Source organism: Pseudomonas rosaeacicularis (genome assembly GCF_057128745.1).
In genome coordinates, this window is record NZ_JBSKHT010000022.1 from 16,379 (window position 1) to 35,364 (window position 18,986).

Below are 18,986 nucleotides of genomic sequence, written 5' to 3' on the forward strand. Positions count from 1 at the left end.
GCTCCTTCCCACAGGAAAATCAAGAACAGGTCAGCCTTCCGGAGTCTGCTCGGCCAGCGCCACCGCACGGAACATCGCGCGGCGTTTGTTCAGGGTTTCTTCCCACTCAAGTGCAGGCACCGAATCAGCGACGATGCCGCCACCGGCCTGAACGTGCAGCTCGCCGTCCTTGATCACCGCAGTACGAATCGCAATCGCCGTGTCCATGTTGCCATTCCACGCCAGATAACCCACCGCCCCGCCGTAAATACCGCGCTTGACCGGCTCCAGTTCGTCGATGATTTCCATCGCGCGAATCTTAGGTGCGCCGGACAATGTGCCCGCCGGCAGAATCGCACGCAGCGCATCCATTGCCGTCAACCCGCTTTTCAGCTGGCCGGTGACGTTGGACACGATATGCATGACGTTGGAATAACGCTCGATGACCATCTTCTCAGTGAGCTTCACCGAACCGATTTCAGACACCCGACCAGTGTCGTTTCGGCCCAGGTCGATCAGCATCAGGTGCTCGGCGATTTCCTTGTCGTCCGACAGCAAATCCACTTCCAGCGCGTAGTCCGCTTCTTCAGTTGCGCCGCGCGGGCGAGTGCCGGCAATCGGGCGAACCGTGATCAGATTGTCCTCGACGCGTACCAATACCTCTGGCGAACTGCCGACGACGTGGAAATCCCCGAAGTTGAAGAAGTACATGTAAGGCGTCGGATTGAAGCAACGCAGGGCGCGGTACAGGTCGATCGGAGCGGCTTTGAAGTCGATGGACATTCGCTGCGACGGCACGACCTGCATGCAGTCGCCAGCGAGGATGTATTCCTTGATCGTGTCGACGGCTTTTTCGTAGTCGTTCTGCGTGAAGCTCGAACGGAAAACAGGATCAGCCGCTTGCGGGCGAGTAAGGTCCAGGCCACGACGGGGCGTGATTGGCTGACGCAGTTTCTCCATCAGCGCTTCAAGCCGCGCCAGGCCACCTTCGTAGGCATCGGTTTGCGCGGGATCGACCAACACAATCGCATGCATCTTGCCGGCGAGGTTGTCGAACACCACCACGGCATCGGACACCATCAGCAGGATGTCCGGCACGCCCAGCGGATCAGGGTTGGGGCAGGCGCCGAGGCGTTTTTCCACATAACGCACGCAGTCGTAACCGAAGTAACCGACCAGCCCGCCATTAAAACGCGGCAGGCCGGGAATGGTCGGGACGTTGTAACGCGCCTTGAATTCCTCGACGAAGGCCAGCGGGTCTTCGGATTCCAGGCTTTCGATTTCAACGCCGTCGTGGGTCACGCTGATGTGGTGTTCGTGAGCGCGCATCACCGTGCGGCACGGCAAGCCGATCATCGAGTAACGGCCCCACTTTTCGCCGCCTTGCACCGACTCCAGCAGGTAGGAATTTGGCTCGTCGGCGAGTTTCAGATAGATCGACAACGGGGTGTCGAAGTCCGCCAGGGTTTCGTAGGCAAGCGGAATGCGGTTGTAGCCTTCAGCGGCCAAACGCAGGAATTCTTCACGGATCATGAGCAGCCTCGTGGTGTGAGGGTAAAACGGTCAGGTGTGCAAGCGTGCCGAACGAGCGGCGGATTTGAGTCAGGCGCGCCAACGCCAGCGGGCCAGGGCCTTCATGACTTTCATCCAGAGCTTACGAGTGACTACCACGATGGATTCTCTAAAGGAGGGAGATTGAACGTGGGGCAACGTTATCTCAGCGCCCGGCGCTAAGCAACTGGCAGACCATCCAGGGATCAGCTTGCGCAAATCGTCAATCACCAGCGCCGGCATTTCTTCGTCAATCGGGCGGCCGTGGTTGTAGCCATAGCTCAGCGCCACACACGCTACACCAGCGGCTTTGGCCGCCAGCACATCGTTGCGCGAGTCGCCCACGAACAGCGATTGCGAGCCCGGCGCGTTGGCCATTTTCATCACGAAAAACAGTGCGGCTGGATCAGGCTTCTGCTGTGGCAGCGTGTCGCCGCCAACGATCCAGCGGAAGAATCGCCCCAGCTTCATTTCGTCCAACAGCGGCGCGACAAAGCGCTCCGGCTTGTTGGTGATCAGGGCCATTTCCACGCCCCGCTTTTGCAGCCATTTCAGGGTTTCGCGCACGCCGGGGTAAACCTTGGTCAGCGCGTGACTCTCGCTGTAGGCCTCCATGAAAATTGCCAGCGCCTCGTCCGTAGCCGCTTCATCGACGCCCGAGTGATCCAGATCATTAGCCAGCGCGCGTCGTACCAGCACGCGCACGCCGTTGCCGATCCAGTCACGTACCCGCTCAATGCCGGCGGGCGGACGACCGAGTTCGAGCAGGGTTTTATCCACAGCCGCCGCCAGATCAGGCACCGAGTCGACCAATGTGCCATCCAGATCGAACATGATCAGTTTGGGCAGGCGACCCGGGAACAGCTGCTCGAAGCCACTCATGCGCGGGATAACGCCAGTTCTGCTCGCATTTTATCAATGACCTCTTTGTAGTCGGGCGCATTGAAGATAGCTGAGCCCGCCACAAAGGTATCGGCGCCAGCGGCGGCGATTTCACGGATGTTGTTGACGTTCACGCCGCCGTCGATTTCCAGACGGATGTCGTACCCGGAGCCATCAATCAGCGCGCGGGCTTCGCGCAGCTTGTTGATTGTGCCGGGGATAAATTTCTGACCGCCAAAACCCGGGTTGACGCTCATGAGCAGGATCATGTCGACCTTGTCCATCACGTACTCGAGCAGGTTTAGCGGGGTCGCGGGGTTGAAGACCAGCCCTGCCTTGCAACCGCCTTCGCGGATCAGTTGCAGGGAGCGGTCGATGTGCTGGGTCGCTTCCGGGTGGAAGGTGATGTAGGTGGCGCCTGCTTCGATGAAGTCGCCGATGACGCGGTCAACCGGACTGACCATCAAATGCACGTCAATGGGTGCGGTGATGCCGTATTTACGCAACGCCGAACAGACCATCGGACCAATGGTGAGGTTAGGTACGTAGTGGTTGTCCATTACGTCGAAATGGACATTGTCTGCGCCTGCGGCGAGGACGTTGTCGACTTCCTGGCCCAGACGGGCGAAGTCAGCGGAAAGAATCGACGGAGCAATAACGAAGGGCTGCATGACGCACCTTTTTTGAGCGAAATCACGGTGGCGCGCATTGTACTCCAAGGGATTGGAATGGGGTTGAGTGGCGGATGAATGCGGTTTTTGATCCTGAACCATCCGGACGGTCCAAGCCCCCTTCGCGGGCAAGCGCGCTCCTACAACAGAACGCGCTCATCTGTAGGAGCGAATTTATTCGCGAGACGTAAAACCGGACACACCCTGTCGGACGCCACGCCAACGAGTTGGCTCCCACAGATCAATCAACCAACGCCTCTTCCTCCACCCGCTTGGCCTTGACCAACGGCTTGACATCGCCCGCCTTCAAATCCTTGCTGAACGTCCCGTCGTTCTCGCCCTTGAAGAAATTCTTGCCGTAGATCAGCAGGCACAGCACCACGCCGATCGCGAAGGCCCAGCTCGCGCCCTTGATCGCCAGCACTGCACCGATCACGCCCGCGATGCCGAGGTCGCGCTGGCTGCGCGCTTCGAGAATCCCCAGCCGCACGCTGACATAGCCCTGAATCAACAACGTCAGCGACAGCGCCACGCCCAGAATCGGTTGCACCAGTGTCACCACCGGCAGCAACAGCAAACCGGTATTGGTGCCCCAGCGGAATGAGCCGACGCCGCCGATGATCGACTTCATCGCCTTTGGCCCGCCTTTGAAGCGCTCAATCACCACCACCAGCATTGCGGCCCATTTCGGGCCGCACATGGCGACGTCCGGACCGAAGATGCTCATGAAGGCATTTCGCGCGCCGAAGATCAGATGCGCGCGGTCCGGGTTGTAATCAACCATTTCGTCGGTGCGGACTTTTTCCGCTTCATCCAGCAGCGATTTCGCGCTCAACACGTCGCCAAAGACGATGATGTACACCGCCAGCATGGTCGGCAGCGCCGAGATGAACATCGACAACGGCGGCATGCCGAGACCGAACACCGTGTAGTTGCTCCACAGCCCGGCGAAGTCCGGTTTGCTGATGCCCCACTGAATGGTTGGCCATGGCGCTTCGCCAAACAAGGGCGCAATAACCACCGCCAGCAGGATGATCGGGAGAATTCCCAACTTCGCAAAATTCCACCAGAAGCGATTGCGCTGTTTGAGCTCATTGAAGTGCTGCGAGAAGATCAGATAGAACGCCAGCCCCACTGCAATCGAGATGGTCCACGGCAGCACGTTGAACTTGCCGCCGACCTGAAACACCGCGATCACCGCGCTCAGTCCAGCGCCGACAATGATCCCGGACTTGATCGCTGGCGGCACGTATTCGACCACCTTCTTCGCCATGCCGGTCGCCCCTAGCGCAATCGAGAACACCCCGAGCATCAGCTGAAAGGCAATCAAGGCATGGACACGCTCCGGCCCCATCGGGAACTGCGCGCAATAGGCCATCAACAGCGGCACCGCTGGCGTGATCCAGCCCGGTACTGTCGGGTCGCCCAGCAGATGGTGCGTGAGATACAGCAGACCGTTGAGCATCACCACCGCCAGCGCGACTTCAAACGGCATGCCCAGCAGTTCGGTCATCAACGGAATGGCGGCCAGATCCACAGCACACATCAGCAGGCCCTGAAGGTAGTCCGGCATCTCGAATTTGTAATGAATAAAGGGCAGTCGCACCTTGAACGGGCCGACAGGGATGTACGGGCTTTCGCGCCCTGCTTGTGGGAGGTCGGACATTGAATGCACCTGTTTTATTGGTTTTGTAATGGCAAACGCCCGGCCTCATGGACCGGGCGGCGTGGCATGTGGAATAAGTAATCAGTAAGCGGCGCGGTAGATCTTCTCGATGTCGGCGGCAGTTAACTTGCGCGGGTTGTTGCGCATCAAGCGGTCGATTTTGCTCGCCTCTTCGGCCATGGCCGGGATCGCATCTTCTGGCACGTTGAAGCTGCGCATGCCGGAGGGGATGTCCACGGCGACGCACAGATCCGTCATCGCCTGAACCGCTTGATCGGCAGCATCCTTGTCGCTCAAATGAGCCGTCCGCACGCCCATCGCTTCGGCGATATCACGGAAGCGCTCGACGCAGGCCATCTTGTTCCACGCCATGACATACGGCAGCAACAAGGCATTGCTGACACCGTGAGCAATGTTGAAGCGGCCGCCCAGCGGGTACGCCAGCGCGTGCACGGCGCCGACGCCGGCGTTACCAAATGCCATGCCTGCCATGAGGCTGGCCGTGGCCATGTCTTCGCGGGCTTGCAGGTTCGACGGGTTGGCGTAGGCCTTGGGCAGCGCTTTGGCGATCAGCTTGATGGCGCCCAGGGCGATGGCGTCGGTGATCGGCGAGGCGTTGACCGACAAGTAGGATTCGATGGCGTGCACCAGCGCATCGACACCGCTGGCAGCCGTCACGCTGCGCGGGCAGGTCAGGGTCATGAGCGGGCTGACCAGCGCGACGTCCGGCAGCAGGTAATCGCTGACGATGCCTTTCTTTAACTGCGCTTGCTTGTCGGAAAAGATCGCGACGTTGGTCACTTCCGAACCGGTGCCAGCCGTGGTCGGAATCGCGATCAGCGCAGGGCCTTTGCGCTTGACCAGATCGACGCCGAACAGCTCCGTCAGCGGGCCTTCGTGATTGGCAAAGGCCGCAACGCCCTTGGCGATGTCGATGGCGCTGCCGCCGCCCAGACCGATCAAACCATCGTGACCGCCTTCGCGATAGGCACGGGTGCAGTCCTCGACGATGGAGATCTCAGGCTCGGGTTTGACCTGGTCGAAGATCCCGTAGCGCCGACCACCCAACTGCGCAAGCGCAAGGTCCACGGTGCCGGACTTCACCAGAATGGCGTCGGTGACGATCAAGGGGTTCTGTACGTTGAGGCGGGTCAGTTCAGCGGCCAGTTGCTCAATGGCGCCAGCGCCGGTAATCAATTTGTTGGCGATTTTGAAGGCACTGATTTTGGAAGCAGAGAGGCTCATCGGGCTCGTCCTGTATTCGTTGTTTTTAAGAAGACGTAGCAGATGAGATAGCGAAAGCTGTGCCAGAACGCGCAAAGCCCCGAATGGCGGGGCTTTGGCTAAAATACTGAAGCTGGAACCGCGAGTCTTGAACAGCTTTCTGATCGATTTACCGAGCGTTGATTGAAATCCTAATCAGAGCGTTCCCAGCGTTTCATCTTCTGCACCACCGTTGCCTGACTGACGCCCAACGCCTTGGCAGCCAGGCGTGTGGTTTTGTGCAGTTGTAGCGCGGCGCGAATCGCCGAGCGCTCGGCGTTCTCCAGCACCTTGCGCAGCGGCAGGCGGCTGTCGTCGGTGTTCTGCGCGTTGAGGTTGAGGATTTCTTCGGGCATGTCGAGCGCTTCGATGGTGCCACTCTGGTTAGTCACCACCAGCCGCTCGACGATGTTAATCAGCTCACGAATGTTGCCGGGCCAGGCGTATTCGCACATCAGGTCCAGCGCTTCGAGGCTCCATTGCACCTGGCGCTGGTAACGGGTGTTGAAGCTGTCGAGGTAGTAATGCAGCAGCGGCGGGATTTCTTCGCTGCGTTCGCGCAAGGCGGGGATGTTGATCGGCACGACGTTGAGGCGGTAGAACAGATCGGCGCGAAAGAGCCCTTCTGCCACCCGCTGTTTGAGGTCGTGGTGGGTGGCGCTGATGATACGCACGTCAACTTCTTTGAGCTCCAGGCCTCCGACCGGGATGAAGCGGTTTTCCTCGATGACCTTTAACAGCTTGACCTGCACCGCCAGCGGAAGATCACCGATTTCATCGAGAAACAACGTGCCGTGGTGCGCCAACTCAAGCAGGCCGCGTTTGCCTTTAGGCCCCGCGCCGGTGAAAGCGCCGGGGGCGTAGCCGAACAGTTCGGCTTCAATCAGGTTCTCCGGCAGCGCGCCACAATTGAGCGCGAGAAACGGCTCTTTGGCGCGAGGGCTGGCGTTATGAATGAACTGCGCAACGAGGGTTTTGCCGACTCCGGTTTCGCCTTGCAGCAGGACTTTCACCGAGCTGGCGGCGACCTGACGTGCGAGGGCGAACACACGGCCAGTGACTTCCTGATCAGCCATCAACGGTGAGTGCAGCAGATTGTCACGCTGGCCGGCGTGCAGTTTGGCAGTGCTGTTGCGCAGTTGTTTGAGCTGCTGAAGTTCGTCACGTTCGTGCTTCATGCGCAGCAGTTCGGTCATGTCGCGCACGGTGCTGACGACGTAGCGAATACGGCGCTGCTCATCGAGAATCGGCGTTGCGCTGACCAGCAGTTTCTTGCCTTGGCTGAGGCTCTGCATCACCGAAACCGGCTGGCCTTCCTGCAGGACGCGCAGTGAAGCGGACTGAGAGATGACACCTTCTTTAACCAGTTCCTGCATCGGCCGACCGATCAAGTCATTGCCGCTTAGCCCGGTCAGCCGCTCGTAGGCGTGATTGACCTTCAGCGTTTTGCCGTCGCCATCGGTAATGTAGACGCCATCGTGCAAGGCGTTGAGCAGCTCTTCGAAACTGGCATCGTTGACGTTCACCGCAGGCTCCATGCGTGGGAAGGGTCGCAAAGGAGTGGAGTTTAAACGGTGTAGCCGGCGTTGGACCTTAGAACGACACAAAACCTGTGGGAGTGAGCTTGCTCGCGATAGCGGCAGATCAGGCGAAACATCGGCGCAGACAGACCATCATCGCGAGCAGGCTCCCTGCCACAAAGTAAATCGATGTGTCACTCCACCGCTGTGCGCAATTTCTCGCTGCGTCCGCGCAGCCATTCCAGGGTCAGCAGCAATACCACCGAGAACAGGATCAACAACGTCGCCGCGGCTGCAATCGTCGGGCTTAGGTTTTCGCGGATGCCGCTGAACATTTGGCGCGGCAGGGTCGCTTGCTCGGGACCGGCCAGGAACAGCGTCACCACCACTTCGTCGAACGAGGTCGCAAACGCAAACAGCGCTCCGGAGATCACCCCCGGGGCAATCAACGGCAGCGTCACCCGGCGAAAGGCTGTGACAGGCGAAGCGCCCAGACTCGCCGCCGCGCGCACCAGGTTGTAATTGAAGCCCTGCAACGTGGCCGACACCGTGATGATCACGAACGGCACGCCCAATACCGCGTGGACGAGAATCAGCGAAATGTAGCTGTTACCCAAACCCAGCGGCGCAAAGAACAGGTAACTGGAAACGCCGACGATCACCACCGGCACTACCATCGGTGAAATCACCAGCGCCATCACCAAAGACTTGCCAGGAAAATTGCTTCGTGTCAGACCAATCGCCGCCAGCGTGCCAAAACCCATCGCCAGCACGGTGGCGGCAGGCGCTACGATCAGGCTGTTTTTCAGCGCACGCATCCACTCCGCCGAGCCGAAAAAGTCCTGATACCAATGCAGCGAAAAACCTTGCAGCGGATAGACCAGAAAACTCCCGGAGTTGAACGACAGCGGAATGATCACCAGCACCGGCAGCACCAGAAACAACAGCACCAGGCCACAGAGAATGCGCAGCGCGTAATACCAGACCCGCTCGATGGGCGAGGTGTAAGGACTCAACATGATGACGCTCCTCAGCTCAATCGCAGGCGGCTGGCGCCGACCAACCAGCTATAAATCAGATACAGCACGACGGTGGCCAGCAGCAGCAAACCGCCCAGTGCCGTGGCCATGCCCCAGTTGATGCTGGTGTTGGTGTAGAACGCGACGAAGTAGCTGACCATTTGATCGTTCGGGCTGCCGAGCAACGCCGGGGTGATGTAGTAGCCGATCGACAGAATGAACACCAACAGACAGCCAGCACCAATACCGGCGTAGGTTTGCGGGAAGTACACGCGCCAGAAGCTGGCGAACGGATGACAGCCCAAAGAGATAGCCGCTCGCATGTAGGTTGGCGAGATGCCCTTCATGACGCTGTAGATCGGCAGGATCATGAACGGGAGCATGATGTGGACCATCGAGATGTACACACCGACCCGGTTGAACACCAGTTCCAGCGGTTTATCGATGATGCCCATCGCCATCAGCGCCCCGTTGATCAGACCACTCGATTGCAGCAGCACAATCCAGGCCGCAACGCGCACCAGAATCGACGTCCAAAACGGCAGCAACACCAGAATCATCAGCAGATTGCTCTGACGCGATGGCAGGTTCGCCAACAGATAAGCCAATGGATACGCCAGCAGCAGGCAGATCACGGTGATCACCAAGCCCATCCAGAAAGTACGGGCGAAGATGTCGACGTAGATCGCCTGATCCGGGGTTGCCGGAGCCAGTTCGCCGAGGTCATCAATCCGATGATCGACAGCGGCCAGCAGGTAATAGGGGGTGTAGCTTGATGTGTTGCGACGGATCGCTTGCCAGTACGCCGGATCTCCCCAGCGTTCATCGAGAGCTTCCAGCGCCTCTTTATAAGAAGAAGGCGCTTCCTTGAAGGGCAATGCGCGGGCAGTTTTCGACAACAGGCTGCGATAGCCCGCCAGTTCCATGTTCAGGCGCTTGGACAAATCGCCCAAGGTTGAATTCTTGCGGGTTTCCGCCAAGTCCAGGCTCAGCGCTTTGTACACCGATTCGCTGGGCAAGCCCTTGCCATCCCACTTCGCCACTTCCACCACGGTCAGCGGCATACCGCCCACCACTTCCGGGTTATTCACGCTCTTGTAGAGCAGCGCGGCGATGGGCACCAGAAACACCAGCAGCAGGAAAATCGCCAACGGCGCGATCAGCGCCTGCGCCTTCCAGCGATTGACGCGCTCGGCACGGGCCAGGCGTTGCTTCAAGGTAGGGCTGGCGCCTTCAGTCAGGGGCACGGCGATGGCCATAGCGAACTCCGAAATCTTTAACGAAGGGCGCATTCCCGACAGTAGGGAACGCGCCCGGATCTAACTCAGCCTGACGCGCTTACTTTGCAGCCCAGGAGTTGAAGCGCTGTTCCAGTGACTCACCAAAGTCAGCCCAGAATTTCACGTCGATCTGCACCTGATCCTTGATGTTCTCAGGAGTGGTCGGCATGTTTTTAAGGGTGTCCGGGCTCAGCAAGGCAACAGCCTGGGTGTTGGCAGGGCCGTAGGCGATGTTCTCGGAATAGGTCTTCTGCTGCTCAGGCGCCAGCGAGAAAGCGATGAATTTCTTGGCTTCTGCTGCGTTTTTTGCGCCTTTCGGAATGGCCCAAGCGTCGAAGTCATACACGCCGCCAGTCCACACCACTTTCAGGTTGCTTTCTTTCTGCACGGCTGCGATACGGCCGTTGTACGCGGAGCTCATGACCACGTCGCCAGACTGCAGATACTGTGGCGGCTGAGCGCCAGCTTCCCACCACTGAATGCTTGGCTTGAGCTTGTCGAGCATCTTGAAGGCGCGGTCCTGGCCTTCTTTGGTGCCCAGCACTTTGTAGACGTCTTTGGGCGCAACGCCGTCAGCCATCAGTGCGAATTCCAGGGTGTACTTGGCGCCCTTACGCAGGCCACGCTTGCCCGGGAATTTTTCGGTGTTCCAGAAATCAGCCCAACCGGTGGGTGCGGATTTCAGCTTGTCGGCGTTGTAAGCCAAGACGGTGGACCAAACGAAAAAGCCTACGCCGCAGGTCTGGATAGCGCCCGGAACATAGTTCGCCTTGTCGCCCAGCATGGCCGGATCGAGCTCTTCGAACATGTCTTCGTCGCAGCCGCGTGACAGTTCTGGCGATTCAACTTCCACCAGATCCCAGCTCACGCTCTTGGTGTCGACCATGGCTTTGACCTTGGCCATTTCGCCGTTGTATTCGCCAGCGATGATCTTGCCGCTGCCGGCTTTTTCCCACGGTGCGTAGAACGCCTTTTCCTGGGCAGTCTTGTTCGCGCCACCGAAGGAAATGACGGTCAGGTCAGCCGCCATGGCCTGCGCTGCGCACATCATGCCCAGCGTGAGGGCGGTGAGTTTCAATGTTTTCAACATGTGTTGTTCTCTCCACGAGCGGTGTTGGTCAAGCGTTAGGGGGCGATGATTTCGCCTCTGGGTGCTTCTTCTTTTTGCGGGCTGCTGCGGTAAATCAGTGCGCGTCCTGCAACGGATCAAGCGCGCGAGCGTGCTCGACCTGCCATCCGATAGGCACTACGTCGCCAACGCTCAGCGCCGGGTCGAGTTCTGCGATCGGCTGCTTGACGAAGAAATCAGTCTTGCCTGCAACCTCAAGCCGCACACGCACGTGGTCGCCCAGATAAATGAATTCAGCCACGCGCCCGGAGAAACGGTTCACGCAACTTTCGCTGCGGCCATTGAGATTCACGCGCTCGGGACGAATCGACAGCGTTACCGCATCACCGGTCTGACCGACGTTGACCGCCAGCGCTTCGACCTTCTCGCCGCGCGCCAGGCTGACCACGCAACGCTCGCCGTCCTGGCTGAGCAAGGTGCCGTTGATGCGATTGTTCTCGCCGATGAAGTTGGCGACGAAGGTGTTTTTCGGCTCTTCATACAGCGTGCGCGGGGGAGCGATCTGTTGGATTTCGCCCTGATGAAACACCGCCACGCGATCGGACATGGTCAGCGCTTCGCCCTGGTCGTGGGTCACGTAGACAACCGTCACGCCGAGGCGCTGATGGATGTGTTTGATCTCCATCTGCATGTGTTCGCGCAGTTGCTTGTCGAGGGCGCCGAGGGGTTCGTCCATCAGCACCAGCTGCGGCTCGAACACCAACGCTCGGGCCAGTGCCACACGTTGTTGCTGGCCACCGGAAAGTTGCGCCGGGTAGCGGTGAGCGAATGTGACGAGCTGCACCATGTCCAGCGCACGTTTCACCTTTTCGGTGACGTCGGTCTTGCTCATGCCGCGCACAGAAAGCGGAAACGCCAGGTTCTCGGCAACGGTCATGTGCGGGAACAGCGCGTAGTTCTGAAACACCATGCCGATGTCGCGCTTATGCGGCGGCACGTTGTTGATCGAACGACCGGCCAGCAGGATGTCGCCAGCGGTTGGCGTTTCGAAGCCTGCAAGCATCATCAGGCTGGTGGTCTTGCCGGAACCGGACGGCCCGAGCAGGGTGAGAAATTCGCCTTTGCGAATGTCCAGGTTGAGGTCTTTGACGATCAGGGATTCGCCGTCGTAGCTCTTTTGCACACCACGAAAGCTGACCAGAACATCGTTCGCCCCAGCGCTTGCATCGACATTGCTCATTTCCCACACCTTTGCTTAATCAACCGTGGGGTAGAGCCTAGATTAGCCTGAACACCGCGCAAATCGGGGCGCAGGAGAGATTCGGCTAAGGGCGGTGGAAGGTTGGGGGTAGGGATTGCCCTACAGGGATGGCGGGGATGGATATGGGATAAGTGAGGGTTTATCGGCGCCGGCGCCGGCCTCTTCGCGGACAGGTCCGCTCCCACGGGACGTGCAAGATTACTGTGGGAGCGGACCTGTCCGCGAAGGCGTCAGCGGCCAAGTCACAAAACGTCGTTTTCAGGCACGTCGACGATCACACTAACTTATGCTCCATCGCGTACTTCACCAGCTCGGCCAGTGACGTGACTTTTAGCTTTTGCATCAGCCGCGCCTTGTGAGTGCTGATGGTTTTACCGCTTAACGCCAACTGCTGGGCGATGTCGTTGACGTTCGCCCCTTGGGCCAGACGCTCGAACACCGAAAACTCGCGCTCGGACAACAGCGAGTGCAGCGGGCGGTTATCGGTCAGGCCGACCTCGAACACCATGCGATCGGCCAGGTCCGGGTCGATGTAACGCCCGCCCGCCGCCACTCTTCGGATGGCCGTCAGCAGCAATGCCGGGTCGCTGTCTTTGGTCGCGTAACCCGCCGCGCCGACCTTCAAGGCTCGGGCAGCCATTTGCGCTTCGTCATGCATCGACAGCACCAAGATCGCCGGCGGATTGTTCAAGGCGCGAATCCGTGGGATCGCCTCCAGCCCGTTGACGCCGGGCATCGAAATATCCAGCAGCACCACTTCGCATTCCACATGGCGCAGGGTTTCCAGCAATTGCTCGCCGTTGCTGGCTTCACCGACCACCAGCAGATCCTTGGCCAGACCGATCAACTGCTTGATGCCTTCACGGACGATGGTGTGATCTTCAGCGACCAATACACGAATCACTTCACTTGCTCCTGCTCAACCTGATCCAGCGGAATGTAGATGCGCAAGGTTGTGCCCTCCCCCAGCGTGCTGTCCAGTTGCAATCGTCCGCCCATGATCAGCACGCGTTCGCGCATGCCCACCAGACCGAAAGACACCGGCCGCTGCGCGCTCTGCTCGAAACCGCGACCGTCGTCGGCGATGGTCATGCACAACATGCCTTCATCTAGCCGTAGATCCAGCTCGACAGTGTGCGCCTCGGCATGGCGCATCACGTTGGTCAGCGCTTCCTGAAGAATCCGAAACAGCCCAATAGCCGTGGCGTCTGGCAACGCGGGCAGGTTATCCGGCACTTCCACCAAGCACGGAATCTGCGTGCGCGCTTCAAAGCGCCGCGCCTGCCACTCGATAGCCGACGCAATGCCGGCATCGAGGATCGGCGGACGCAACGCCGTCGCGACGTCGCGCACCAACTGAAACAACTGAGCGATCAAGCGCTTCATGCTGTTCAGCCGATCCCTCAGGCCGGGGTCCAGATCGGCGTAGGCCAGTTCGCACATGGAGGTTTCCAGCTTGAGCACAGTCAGCATCTGGCCCAGCTCGTCGTGAACTTCCCGTGCGATCCGAGCCTTTTCCTCTTCGCGGACGGTTTCCAGGTGAGCAGAGAGTTCGCGCAACTGCTCGGCCAGATTCTGTAGTCGCGACTCACTGTCTTGCAGCGCGGCCAGGGAGCGACGTCGCTCGGTGACATCGGTGATGAACACCACCAGGTATTCCGCCTCGCGAAAGCGCAGGAAGCTCAGGGAAACATCTGCGGGCAGAAGACTGCCGTCGGCGCGTACGCAATTGCTTTCGAAGGTCTGCGGCGCCTCATCGGTAGACCGCGCGCGCTTCCACAGGTTGAGCCAACGGTCCATGTTCAGGCCGGGCTCGAAGTCGATCAAAGGCCGATCGACTACTCCACCTCGCGCGTAGCCGAGCATGCTCTCGGCAGCCTGATTGGCGTAGCGCACATGGCTGTCCCAGTTGACCCACAAGATGCCGACAGTGCTTTGATCAATGGAAAACTGCGCCAATCGCAGGGCTTCTTCCCCCGCCTGCCGCTGTGTGATGTCTTCGCGAGCAGCCAGCAAGTCTCTTTCCAGTGTGTGCTGCTGACGGCGCTGACCCACGACGATGGCAATGCAGGCGGCCGATACCAGCAACAGCAGCAGCGTGAGGTTCTTCCACAGACCGGGAGACTCACTCAATTGCGGGTATTTGGGTTGCAACCACTGCGCGTGAACCTGCTCCAGATCCTTGGCCGCTATGGCGCCCAGGGCAACGCTGATGATTTCGGCCAGTTGCGGCAGATCGCGCCGGGAGGCGATGCGCAATAACTGCGGGAAGCCCACATCGCCGACCACGGCCAAGCCGGCGAACTCACCTTCGCGGGACAGGCGACTGAGCTGGGCTTCGTCGATCACCGCGTAGCGCGCTTGCTGGCTGAGCAACAGTTGTAAAGCCTGCCGTTCAAGGGGCACACCCTGCAGATTCAAGTGCGTGTAATTGGCCCTCAGGTAATCAGCGATCAGGCTCGGCATGCGTACCGCAACGCGAATACGCGGGTCTAGCTTTTCCAGGTCCACTGCTCCGGAGCCGTCCCGCTCACCCACCACCAACTGTGGCACGCGCATGTAGGGGTCGGAAAATAGCCATAACCGCAGGCTAGCGGGTGTTTGAGTCAGCCCCGGAGCGAAGTCGATTTCGCCTTTGACCAAAGCCTCTTCCAGTGCCGACTGGTCAGAATAATTACGCCACAGCAGCTCGGTCTGAAACGTCTTCGCCAGCAGGTTCACCACATCGACGTTGGCACCGGAGAGCTGTTGGGCGCGGCGGTCCAATTGGGCGTAAGGCGCCTGCAGAACAATCCCGACGCGCAATAAAGCACGTTGGTTGAGCCAATCGCGCTGGGCGCTGGACAATGGATCCGGCCCGGCGTCCGCGCTGCCGGCCATGACCGATAACGGCGCACCGATCAGTATCAGGAGCATCAAGAGCCATCCCGAACAGCCGATAAACCAAAGACGCACAGACCTGCTGATCAACGTGATACTTCCATTGCTCGAATCCTTCTACCGATCATTCGGCTTACTGCTTTTGTTGGATCATTGGGCGGTGAGTTGCGGCCCGTGCAAACCTGACAAACGCTCATCAACCCATTAGGCTGCCGGGATTGTTTCCGGCTTTGGAATATCCGATGTCCTACACCAAGCGCGCAATGTTTCCCGCGATCTGCCTGACACTGATACTACCGGTTACGTCGCCTCTTCTGGCAGCCGACGCAGCCCCGGGCAAAGATGCCACAGCCGCTGAGGCTCCGGTGGAGCGTGCGGCGTTTACCTCCCGCAGTCAGGAAGACGCGCTGGCACTGGAGCGCCAGATACCCATGGCCGAACAGCGACAACTTCAGGCCGGGGACGAAAGCTTTCTGGGGTTGTGGAAACCGGCGAACATTGATGACGCAAAGGGCGCGGTGATTGTAATTCCCGGGGCTGGCGAAACCGCTGACTGGCCCAACGCCGTAGGCCCCTTGCGACACAAGTTGCCCGATGTAGGCTGGGCCACTTTGAGCCTGACCATGCCGGACGTCCTTGAAGAGGGTGTTATCGCCCGCGCTGACGAACCTGCGCCGGTGGTGGCCGATGCCGCAGCCGATCCCGCTGCTGACAAAGCAAAACCCAAAGACGGCCCAGTCGATCCGACAGCCGCCGCCGAAGCCGAGGCTGCCGCGACGGCTGCGCGTGCTGCTGCCGACGCTGAACAGAGCAAGGCCAATACCGACCGCATTTTCGCTCGCATCGACAGTGCGATTGCCTTCGCTCAACAGAACAAGGCGCGCAACATCGTGTTGCTCGGCCACGGCAGCGGCGCCTATTGGGCAGCACGCTTCATGAGCGAAAAAGCATCGCCTGCCGTGCAAAAGCTGGTGATGGTCCAAGCGCAGGAAACCGGGCGGGACACGCCATCCTTGGTGGAGATTCTCCCGACGTTAAAGGTGGCGACGGCAGACTTCGTCGACAAGGATCGACCTATTTTGCGCCAGCAAGCGCAGGCGCGTCTGGATGCGAGCAAACGCGTGAAAAGCAGCAAATTTACCCAGGTTACGCTCAATGCGATTCCGGGTAATTCTGCGGCTGAGCAAGAACAACTGGCACGACGCGTACGCGGGTTTCTGGAAAGCCTGTAGGAGCCAACTTGTTGGCGAGCGGGGGAACGCGGTGTATCAGGCTCGCCGCTTCGCGAACAAGTTCGCTCCTACAGTTAATGTCGAGCCCGCCCTACCGAAACCCGCGCCGATCACGAATCAACGTGTAGGCATTGTGCAATTCACGCGTGCGCTCAGTTGCATCGCGCACCTGGCCCAGGCTCGCCCCGGTACCGGCGATCTTGTCGGGGTGGTGGCGGCTCAACAAGCGCCGATACGCGCGTTTGATCTGCGCAGGCTCTGAATCTGCCCTGACGCCGAGCAACCGCAACGCCTCTTGATAATCCCCGCCGCTGCTGGTCAATGGCCGTCGCGATTGCTGATCATCCTCGGCGGCCGACAGCGCTTCGACCTTCTCGGCCGACCAACCCAGCCATTTGCCCCACAGCACGATCAATTCGCGCTCGCCGCGGGACACCTTTCCATCGGCCCATGCCATGCGCCAACACGCACGCAACAGGCCCTCGGCGGCATGCGGCTGGGTTTTCAAACGACTCAAGAACACCCGCAGACGATCACGCCCATCCTTGCCGCGATTGAACGCTTGAATCGCTCGACGTTGCGCTGGCTCGCTCAAATCCAGCCGACGCATTTCAACCCGCGCCTGTTGGATATGCCCGTCCACGACCCGGCCATCACTTTTGGCCAGTCGTCCCAACAGGATGAAAATAAGCTCGTCATCGCGAGGCACTGTGCGCCCGCCCAGACGCTCACGCAGGTGCGCCCAACTGTGCAGCTCCAGACGCCGATCCAAAGCCTGTCCGAGCAAAGCGCCGAGCATCGCCCCGGGAATACTGGCGATGGCATAACCCAATCCACCGCCAATCAGCGTGCATGGCCACAGCATTTAGCGTGTCACCGCAAGCAACTGCTCGACTTCAGCGAGACGCTCATGGGTTCCGACATCCACCCAATGGCCGGTGAAATGCTCGCCAGTCACCTGCCCTTTGCCCATCGCGTCACGCAGTAACGGCGCCAACTTGAAAGCGCCGTCGACGCACTCGGCAAACAGTTGCGGATGCAGCACGGCAATGCCGCTGTAGGTCAGTCGTGGCAAGGTAGCATCGTCGTGGATTTGGCCACCCACCAACGCGAAATCGCCGCCCAGGTGATGCTCGGGGTTATCGACCAGAACCAGATGCGCCAAGCCGGAAATAGGCGCGCGCAGGGCGGTAAAGTCGCAATCGGTCCAGATGTCGCCATTGACCACCAGAAAAGGCTCGTCACCCAACAGCGGCAACGCACGAAAAATGCCGCCGCCTGTTTCCAACGGCTCGCCTTCGGGCGAGTAGCGAATATTCAGTCCCAGCTGTTTGCCGTCGCCCAGATAGTCCTCGATCTGCTGGCCGAGCCACGCATGGTTGATCACCACTTCTTCAAACCCTGCGCTGCGCAAAGCTCGCAGGTGATATTCAATCAACGGAACGCCGCCGGCGCGAATCAGCGGTTTGGGGGTGTGAAGGGTCAGTGGGCGCAAGCGCTCGCCTTTACCTGCCGCGAGAATCATCGCTTTCATGCGGCCCTCTTCAAAACAGTCCTGCTCTTGTTCAATTCGACGACCTCGTTGTGCTGCTTGTTATTTTGCCTGGCCAAGGCTGGTCAGCAGGTTGCTGAGCTCAATCAGTTCCGGTCGGCGTGCCAGTACAGCTTCTATATAGGAGAAGAAGCGTGGCACATCGGCCAGGTAGCGAGGCTTGCCATCACGGTGGCAAATGCGCGCGAAGATACCGATTACCTTCAGATGACGCTGCACGCCCATCAGATCACTGGCCCGCAGAAACTCATTAATGCTGGCCTGTACCGGAATCCCCAGCGTGCATGCTCTTTTCCAATAAGCTCTGAGCCAGGCGTCTACGCGCTCTTCGGGCCAACTCAAAAACGCATCCTTGAACAGACAGGTGATGTCGTAAGTGACCGGACCGTACACCGCATCCTGAAAATCCAGCACGCCGGGGTTAGGCTCGCTGAGCATCAGATTGCGCGGCATGAAGTCGCGATGCACCAACACCTTGGGCTGCGCCAGAGCGCTTTCGATCAACAGATCACTCACCTGCTGCCAGCTTGCTTGCTGCGCTTGATCAAACTCGATGCCCAGATGACGCTTCACGTACCACTCAGGGAAGAGCTCAAGTTCACGACGCAGCAAAGCGACGTCATAGCTCGGCAGCGGAGCGTCCATTGGCAGCTGCTGATAAGCCAGCAGCGCGTCGATGGCATCGGCAAACAATTGATCAGCATTTTGCCCATCAATCACATCGAGGTAAGTTTTCTGGCCCAGGTCGTTCAGCAAAAGAAAGCCTTGAGTCAGGTCTTCGGCATAAATTTTCGGAACATTAATTCCTGATTCGCTTAGCAAATGAGCGATATCAACGAACGGTTTGCAGTTTTCCTGCGGCGGTGGCGCGTCCATGACAATAAAAGTTCGGCCCTCGCCCTCCCAACGAAAGTAACGACGGAAGCTTGCGTCGCTGCTGGCCGCAGTCAACGTGGCCGGGGGTATCGAGCCCCAATTCTGAGCGGCAAAGAGGATTGGAAGTTGCTCATCGAGCCAAACTTTCAGGTGTTGCAGGCGTACATCTTGATCTGGCATTGCAAGGGTCTCCGACGGCGCTAGCCGTCAAGCGGGTCATGCTTTATTATCCGACATCTTTTTCAGCCCATCGAGAGGCGTGCGGCCCCCCCGCGGGCAGATGGC

The 18,986-nt window shown here is 59.4% G+C and carries 16 protein-coding genes; 1 reads left to right on the plus strand and 15 read right to left on the minus strand.

Annotated features, from left to right (window positions below):
- Positions 1 to 30: 30 nt before the first annotated feature.
- The 12 genes from trpE to ACWKWM_RS25125 all read right to left on the minus strand — a co-directional run bounded on the left by trpE (position 31) and on the right by ACWKWM_RS25125 (position 15,077).
- The gene (gene trpE, locus ACWKWM_RS25070; RefSeq protein ID WP_483848696.1) at positions 31 to 1,512 is read right to left on the minus strand and encodes an anthranilate synthase component I; all 1,482 of its coding nucleotides are present in this window, start codon (positions 1,510 to 1,512) and stop codon (positions 31 to 33) included.
- A gap of 69 nt (positions 1,513 to 1,581) precedes the next feature.
- The gene (locus tag ACWKWM_RS25075; protein ID WP_483848697.1) at positions 1,582 to 2,412 is read right to left on the minus strand and encodes a phosphoglycolate phosphatase; all 831 of its coding nucleotides are present in this window, start codon (positions 2,410 to 2,412) and stop codon (positions 1,582 to 1,584) included.
- Positions 2,409 to 3,083, minus strand: a complete 675-nt coding sequence (rpe, locus tag ACWKWM_RS25080) for a ribulose-phosphate 3-epimerase (RefSeq protein ID WP_483838955.1) — start codon at positions 3,081 to 3,083, stop codon at positions 2,409 to 2,411. The genes ACWKWM_RS25075 and rpe overlap by 4 nt, the downstream gene beginning before the upstream one ends.
- A gap of 241 nt (positions 3,084 to 3,324) precedes the next feature.
- Complete coding sequence (locus tag ACWKWM_RS25085) at positions 3,325 to 4,749, minus strand: hypothetical protein (protein WP_483848698.1); 1,425 nt, start codon at positions 4,747 to 4,749, stop codon at positions 3,325 to 3,327.
- An 81-nt stretch (positions 4,750 to 4,830) separates the two neighbouring features.
- Positions 4,831 to 5,994: an iron-containing alcohol dehydrogenase gene (locus ACWKWM_RS25090; protein ID WP_483848699.1), complete on the minus strand. Its 1,164-nt coding sequence runs from the start codon at positions 5,992 to 5,994 to the stop codon at positions 4,831 to 4,833.
- A 170-nt stretch (positions 5,995 to 6,164) separates the two neighbouring features.
- The gene (locus ACWKWM_RS25095) at positions 6,165 to 7,538 is read right to left on the minus strand and encodes a sigma-54 interaction domain-containing protein (protein ID WP_483848700.1); all 1,374 of its coding nucleotides are present in this window, start codon (positions 7,536 to 7,538) and stop codon (positions 6,165 to 6,167) included.
- Positions 7,539 to 7,726: 188 nt separating this feature from the next.
- Positions 7,727 to 8,551 carry an ABC transporter permease gene (locus ACWKWM_RS25100; protein WP_483838959.1) on the minus strand — a complete coding sequence of 275 codons (825 nt, stop codon included), beginning with the start codon at positions 8,549 to 8,551 and terminating at the stop codon, positions 7,727 to 7,729.
- 11 nt (positions 8,552 to 8,562) lie between these two features.
- On the minus strand, positions 8,563 to 9,810 hold the full coding sequence (locus tag ACWKWM_RS25105) for an ABC transporter permease (RefSeq protein WP_483848701.1): 1,248 nt from the start codon (positions 9,808 to 9,810) through the stop codon (positions 8,563 to 8,565).
- A 79-nt stretch (positions 9,811 to 9,889) separates the two neighbouring features.
- A complete protein-coding gene (locus ACWKWM_RS25110) occupies positions 9,890 to 10,921 on the minus strand; it encodes an ABC transporter substrate-binding protein (RefSeq protein WP_483848702.1) in 1,032 nt (343 codons plus the stop codon).
- Positions 10,922 to 11,015: 94 nt separating this feature from the next.
- Positions 11,016 to 12,140 (minus strand): ABC transporter ATP-binding protein, encoded by a 1,125-nt coding sequence (locus tag ACWKWM_RS25115; RefSeq protein WP_483848703.1) that lies wholly within the window; start codon positions 12,138 to 12,140, stop codon positions 11,016 to 11,018.
- Between the two features lie 295 nt (positions 12,141 to 12,435).
- On the minus strand, positions 12,436 to 13,065 hold the full coding sequence (locus ACWKWM_RS25120) for a response regulator (RefSeq protein ID WP_483838963.1): 630 nt from the start codon (positions 13,063 to 13,065) through the stop codon (positions 12,436 to 12,438).
- Positions 13,062 to 15,077 carry a PAS domain-containing sensor histidine kinase gene (locus tag ACWKWM_RS25125; protein ID WP_483848704.1) on the minus strand — a complete coding sequence of 672 codons (2,016 nt, stop codon included), beginning with the start codon at positions 15,075 to 15,077 and terminating at the stop codon, positions 13,062 to 13,064. The genes ACWKWM_RS25120 and ACWKWM_RS25125 overlap by 4 nt, the downstream gene beginning before the upstream one ends.
- Before the next feature lie 206 nt (positions 15,078 to 15,283).
- Between ACWKWM_RS25125 and ACWKWM_RS25130 the strand changes: the two genes are divergently transcribed.
- Positions 15,284 to 16,273 carry an alpha/beta hydrolase family protein gene (locus ACWKWM_RS25130; protein WP_483848705.1) on the plus strand — a complete coding sequence of 330 codons (990 nt, stop codon included), beginning with the start codon at positions 15,284 to 15,286 and terminating at the stop codon, positions 16,271 to 16,273.
- 91 nt (positions 16,274 to 16,364) lie between these two features.
- Here the strand turns inward: ACWKWM_RS25130 and ACWKWM_RS25135 are convergent, their stop codons facing one another.
- Genes ACWKWM_RS25135 through ACWKWM_RS25145 form a run of 3 tightly spaced genes read right to left on the minus strand, consistent with a single transcriptional unit; the run spans position 16,365 to position 18,881 of the window.
- A complete protein-coding gene (locus ACWKWM_RS25135; protein WP_483848706.1) occupies positions 16,365 to 17,138 on the minus strand; it encodes a TerB family tellurite resistance protein in 774 nt (257 codons plus the stop codon).
- Positions 17,139 to 17,807, minus strand: coding sequence for an N-acetylmuramate alpha-1-phosphate uridylyltransferase MurU (murU, locus tag ACWKWM_RS25140; RefSeq protein ID WP_483848707.1), 669 nt, complete (start codon positions 17,805 to 17,807; stop codon positions 17,139 to 17,141). It abuts the gene before it with no gap.
- Between the two features lie 60 nt (positions 17,808 to 17,867).
- Entirely contained in the window at positions 17,868 to 18,881 is a 1,014-nt protein-coding gene (locus tag ACWKWM_RS25145) for an aminoglycoside phosphotransferase family protein (protein WP_483848708.1), read from the minus strand.
- Positions 18,882 to 18,986: the final 105 nt, after the last annotated feature.

Excerpts from the sequence above, each read along its gene's own strand:
- trpE (WP_483848696.1), bottom strand. The coding sequence starts at position 1,512 with ATGATCCGTGAAGAATTCCTGCGTTTGGCCGCTGAAGGCTACAACCGC.
- ACWKWM_RS25075 (WP_483848697.1), bottom strand. The coding sequence starts at position 2,412 with ATGAGTGGCTTCGAGCAGCTGTTCCCGGGTCGCCTGCCCAAACTGATC.
- rpe (WP_483838955.1), bottom strand. The coding sequence starts at position 3,083 with ATGCAGCCCTTCGTTATTGCTCCGTCGATTCTTTCCGCTGACTTCGCC.
- ACWKWM_RS25085 (WP_483848698.1), bottom strand. The coding sequence starts at position 4,749 with ATGTCCGACCTCCCACAAGCAGGGCGCGAAAGCCCGTACATCCCTGTC.
- ACWKWM_RS25090 (WP_483848699.1), bottom strand. The coding sequence starts at position 5,994 with ATGAGCCTCTCTGCTTCCAAAATCAGTGCCTTCAAAATCGCCAACAAA.
- ACWKWM_RS25100 (WP_483838959.1), bottom strand. The coding sequence starts at position 8,551 with ATGTTGAGTCCTTACACCTCGCCCATCGAGCGGGTCTGGTATTACGCG.
- ACWKWM_RS25105 (WP_483848701.1), bottom strand. The coding sequence starts at position 9,810 with ATGGCCATCGCCGTGCCCCTGACTGAAGGCGCCAGCCCTACCTTGAAG.
- ACWKWM_RS25110 (WP_483848702.1), bottom strand. The coding sequence starts at position 10,921 with ATGTTGAAAACATTGAAACTCACCGCCCTCACGCTGGGCATGATGTGC.
- ACWKWM_RS25115 (WP_483848703.1), bottom strand. The coding sequence starts at position 12,140 with ATGAGCAATGTCGATGCAAGCGCTGGGGCGAACGATGTTCTGGTCAGC.
- ACWKWM_RS25125 (WP_483848704.1), bottom strand. The coding sequence starts at position 15,077 with ATGCTCCTGATACTGATCGGTGCGCCGTTATCGGTCATGGCCGGCAGC.
- ACWKWM_RS25130 (WP_483848705.1), top strand. The coding sequence starts at position 15,284 with ATGTCCTACACCAAGCGCGCAATGTTTCCCGCGATCTGCCTGACACTG.
- ACWKWM_RS25135 (WP_483848706.1), bottom strand. The coding sequence starts at position 17,138 with ATGCTGTGGCCATGCACGCTGATTGGCGGTGGATTGGGTTATGCCATC.
- murU (WP_483848707.1), bottom strand. The coding sequence starts at position 17,807 with ATGAAAGCGATGATTCTCGCGGCAGGTAAAGGCGAGCGCTTGCGCCCA.
- ACWKWM_RS25145 (WP_483848708.1), bottom strand. The coding sequence starts at position 18,881 with ATGCCAGATCAAGATGTACGCCTGCAACACCTGAAAGTTTGGCTCGAT.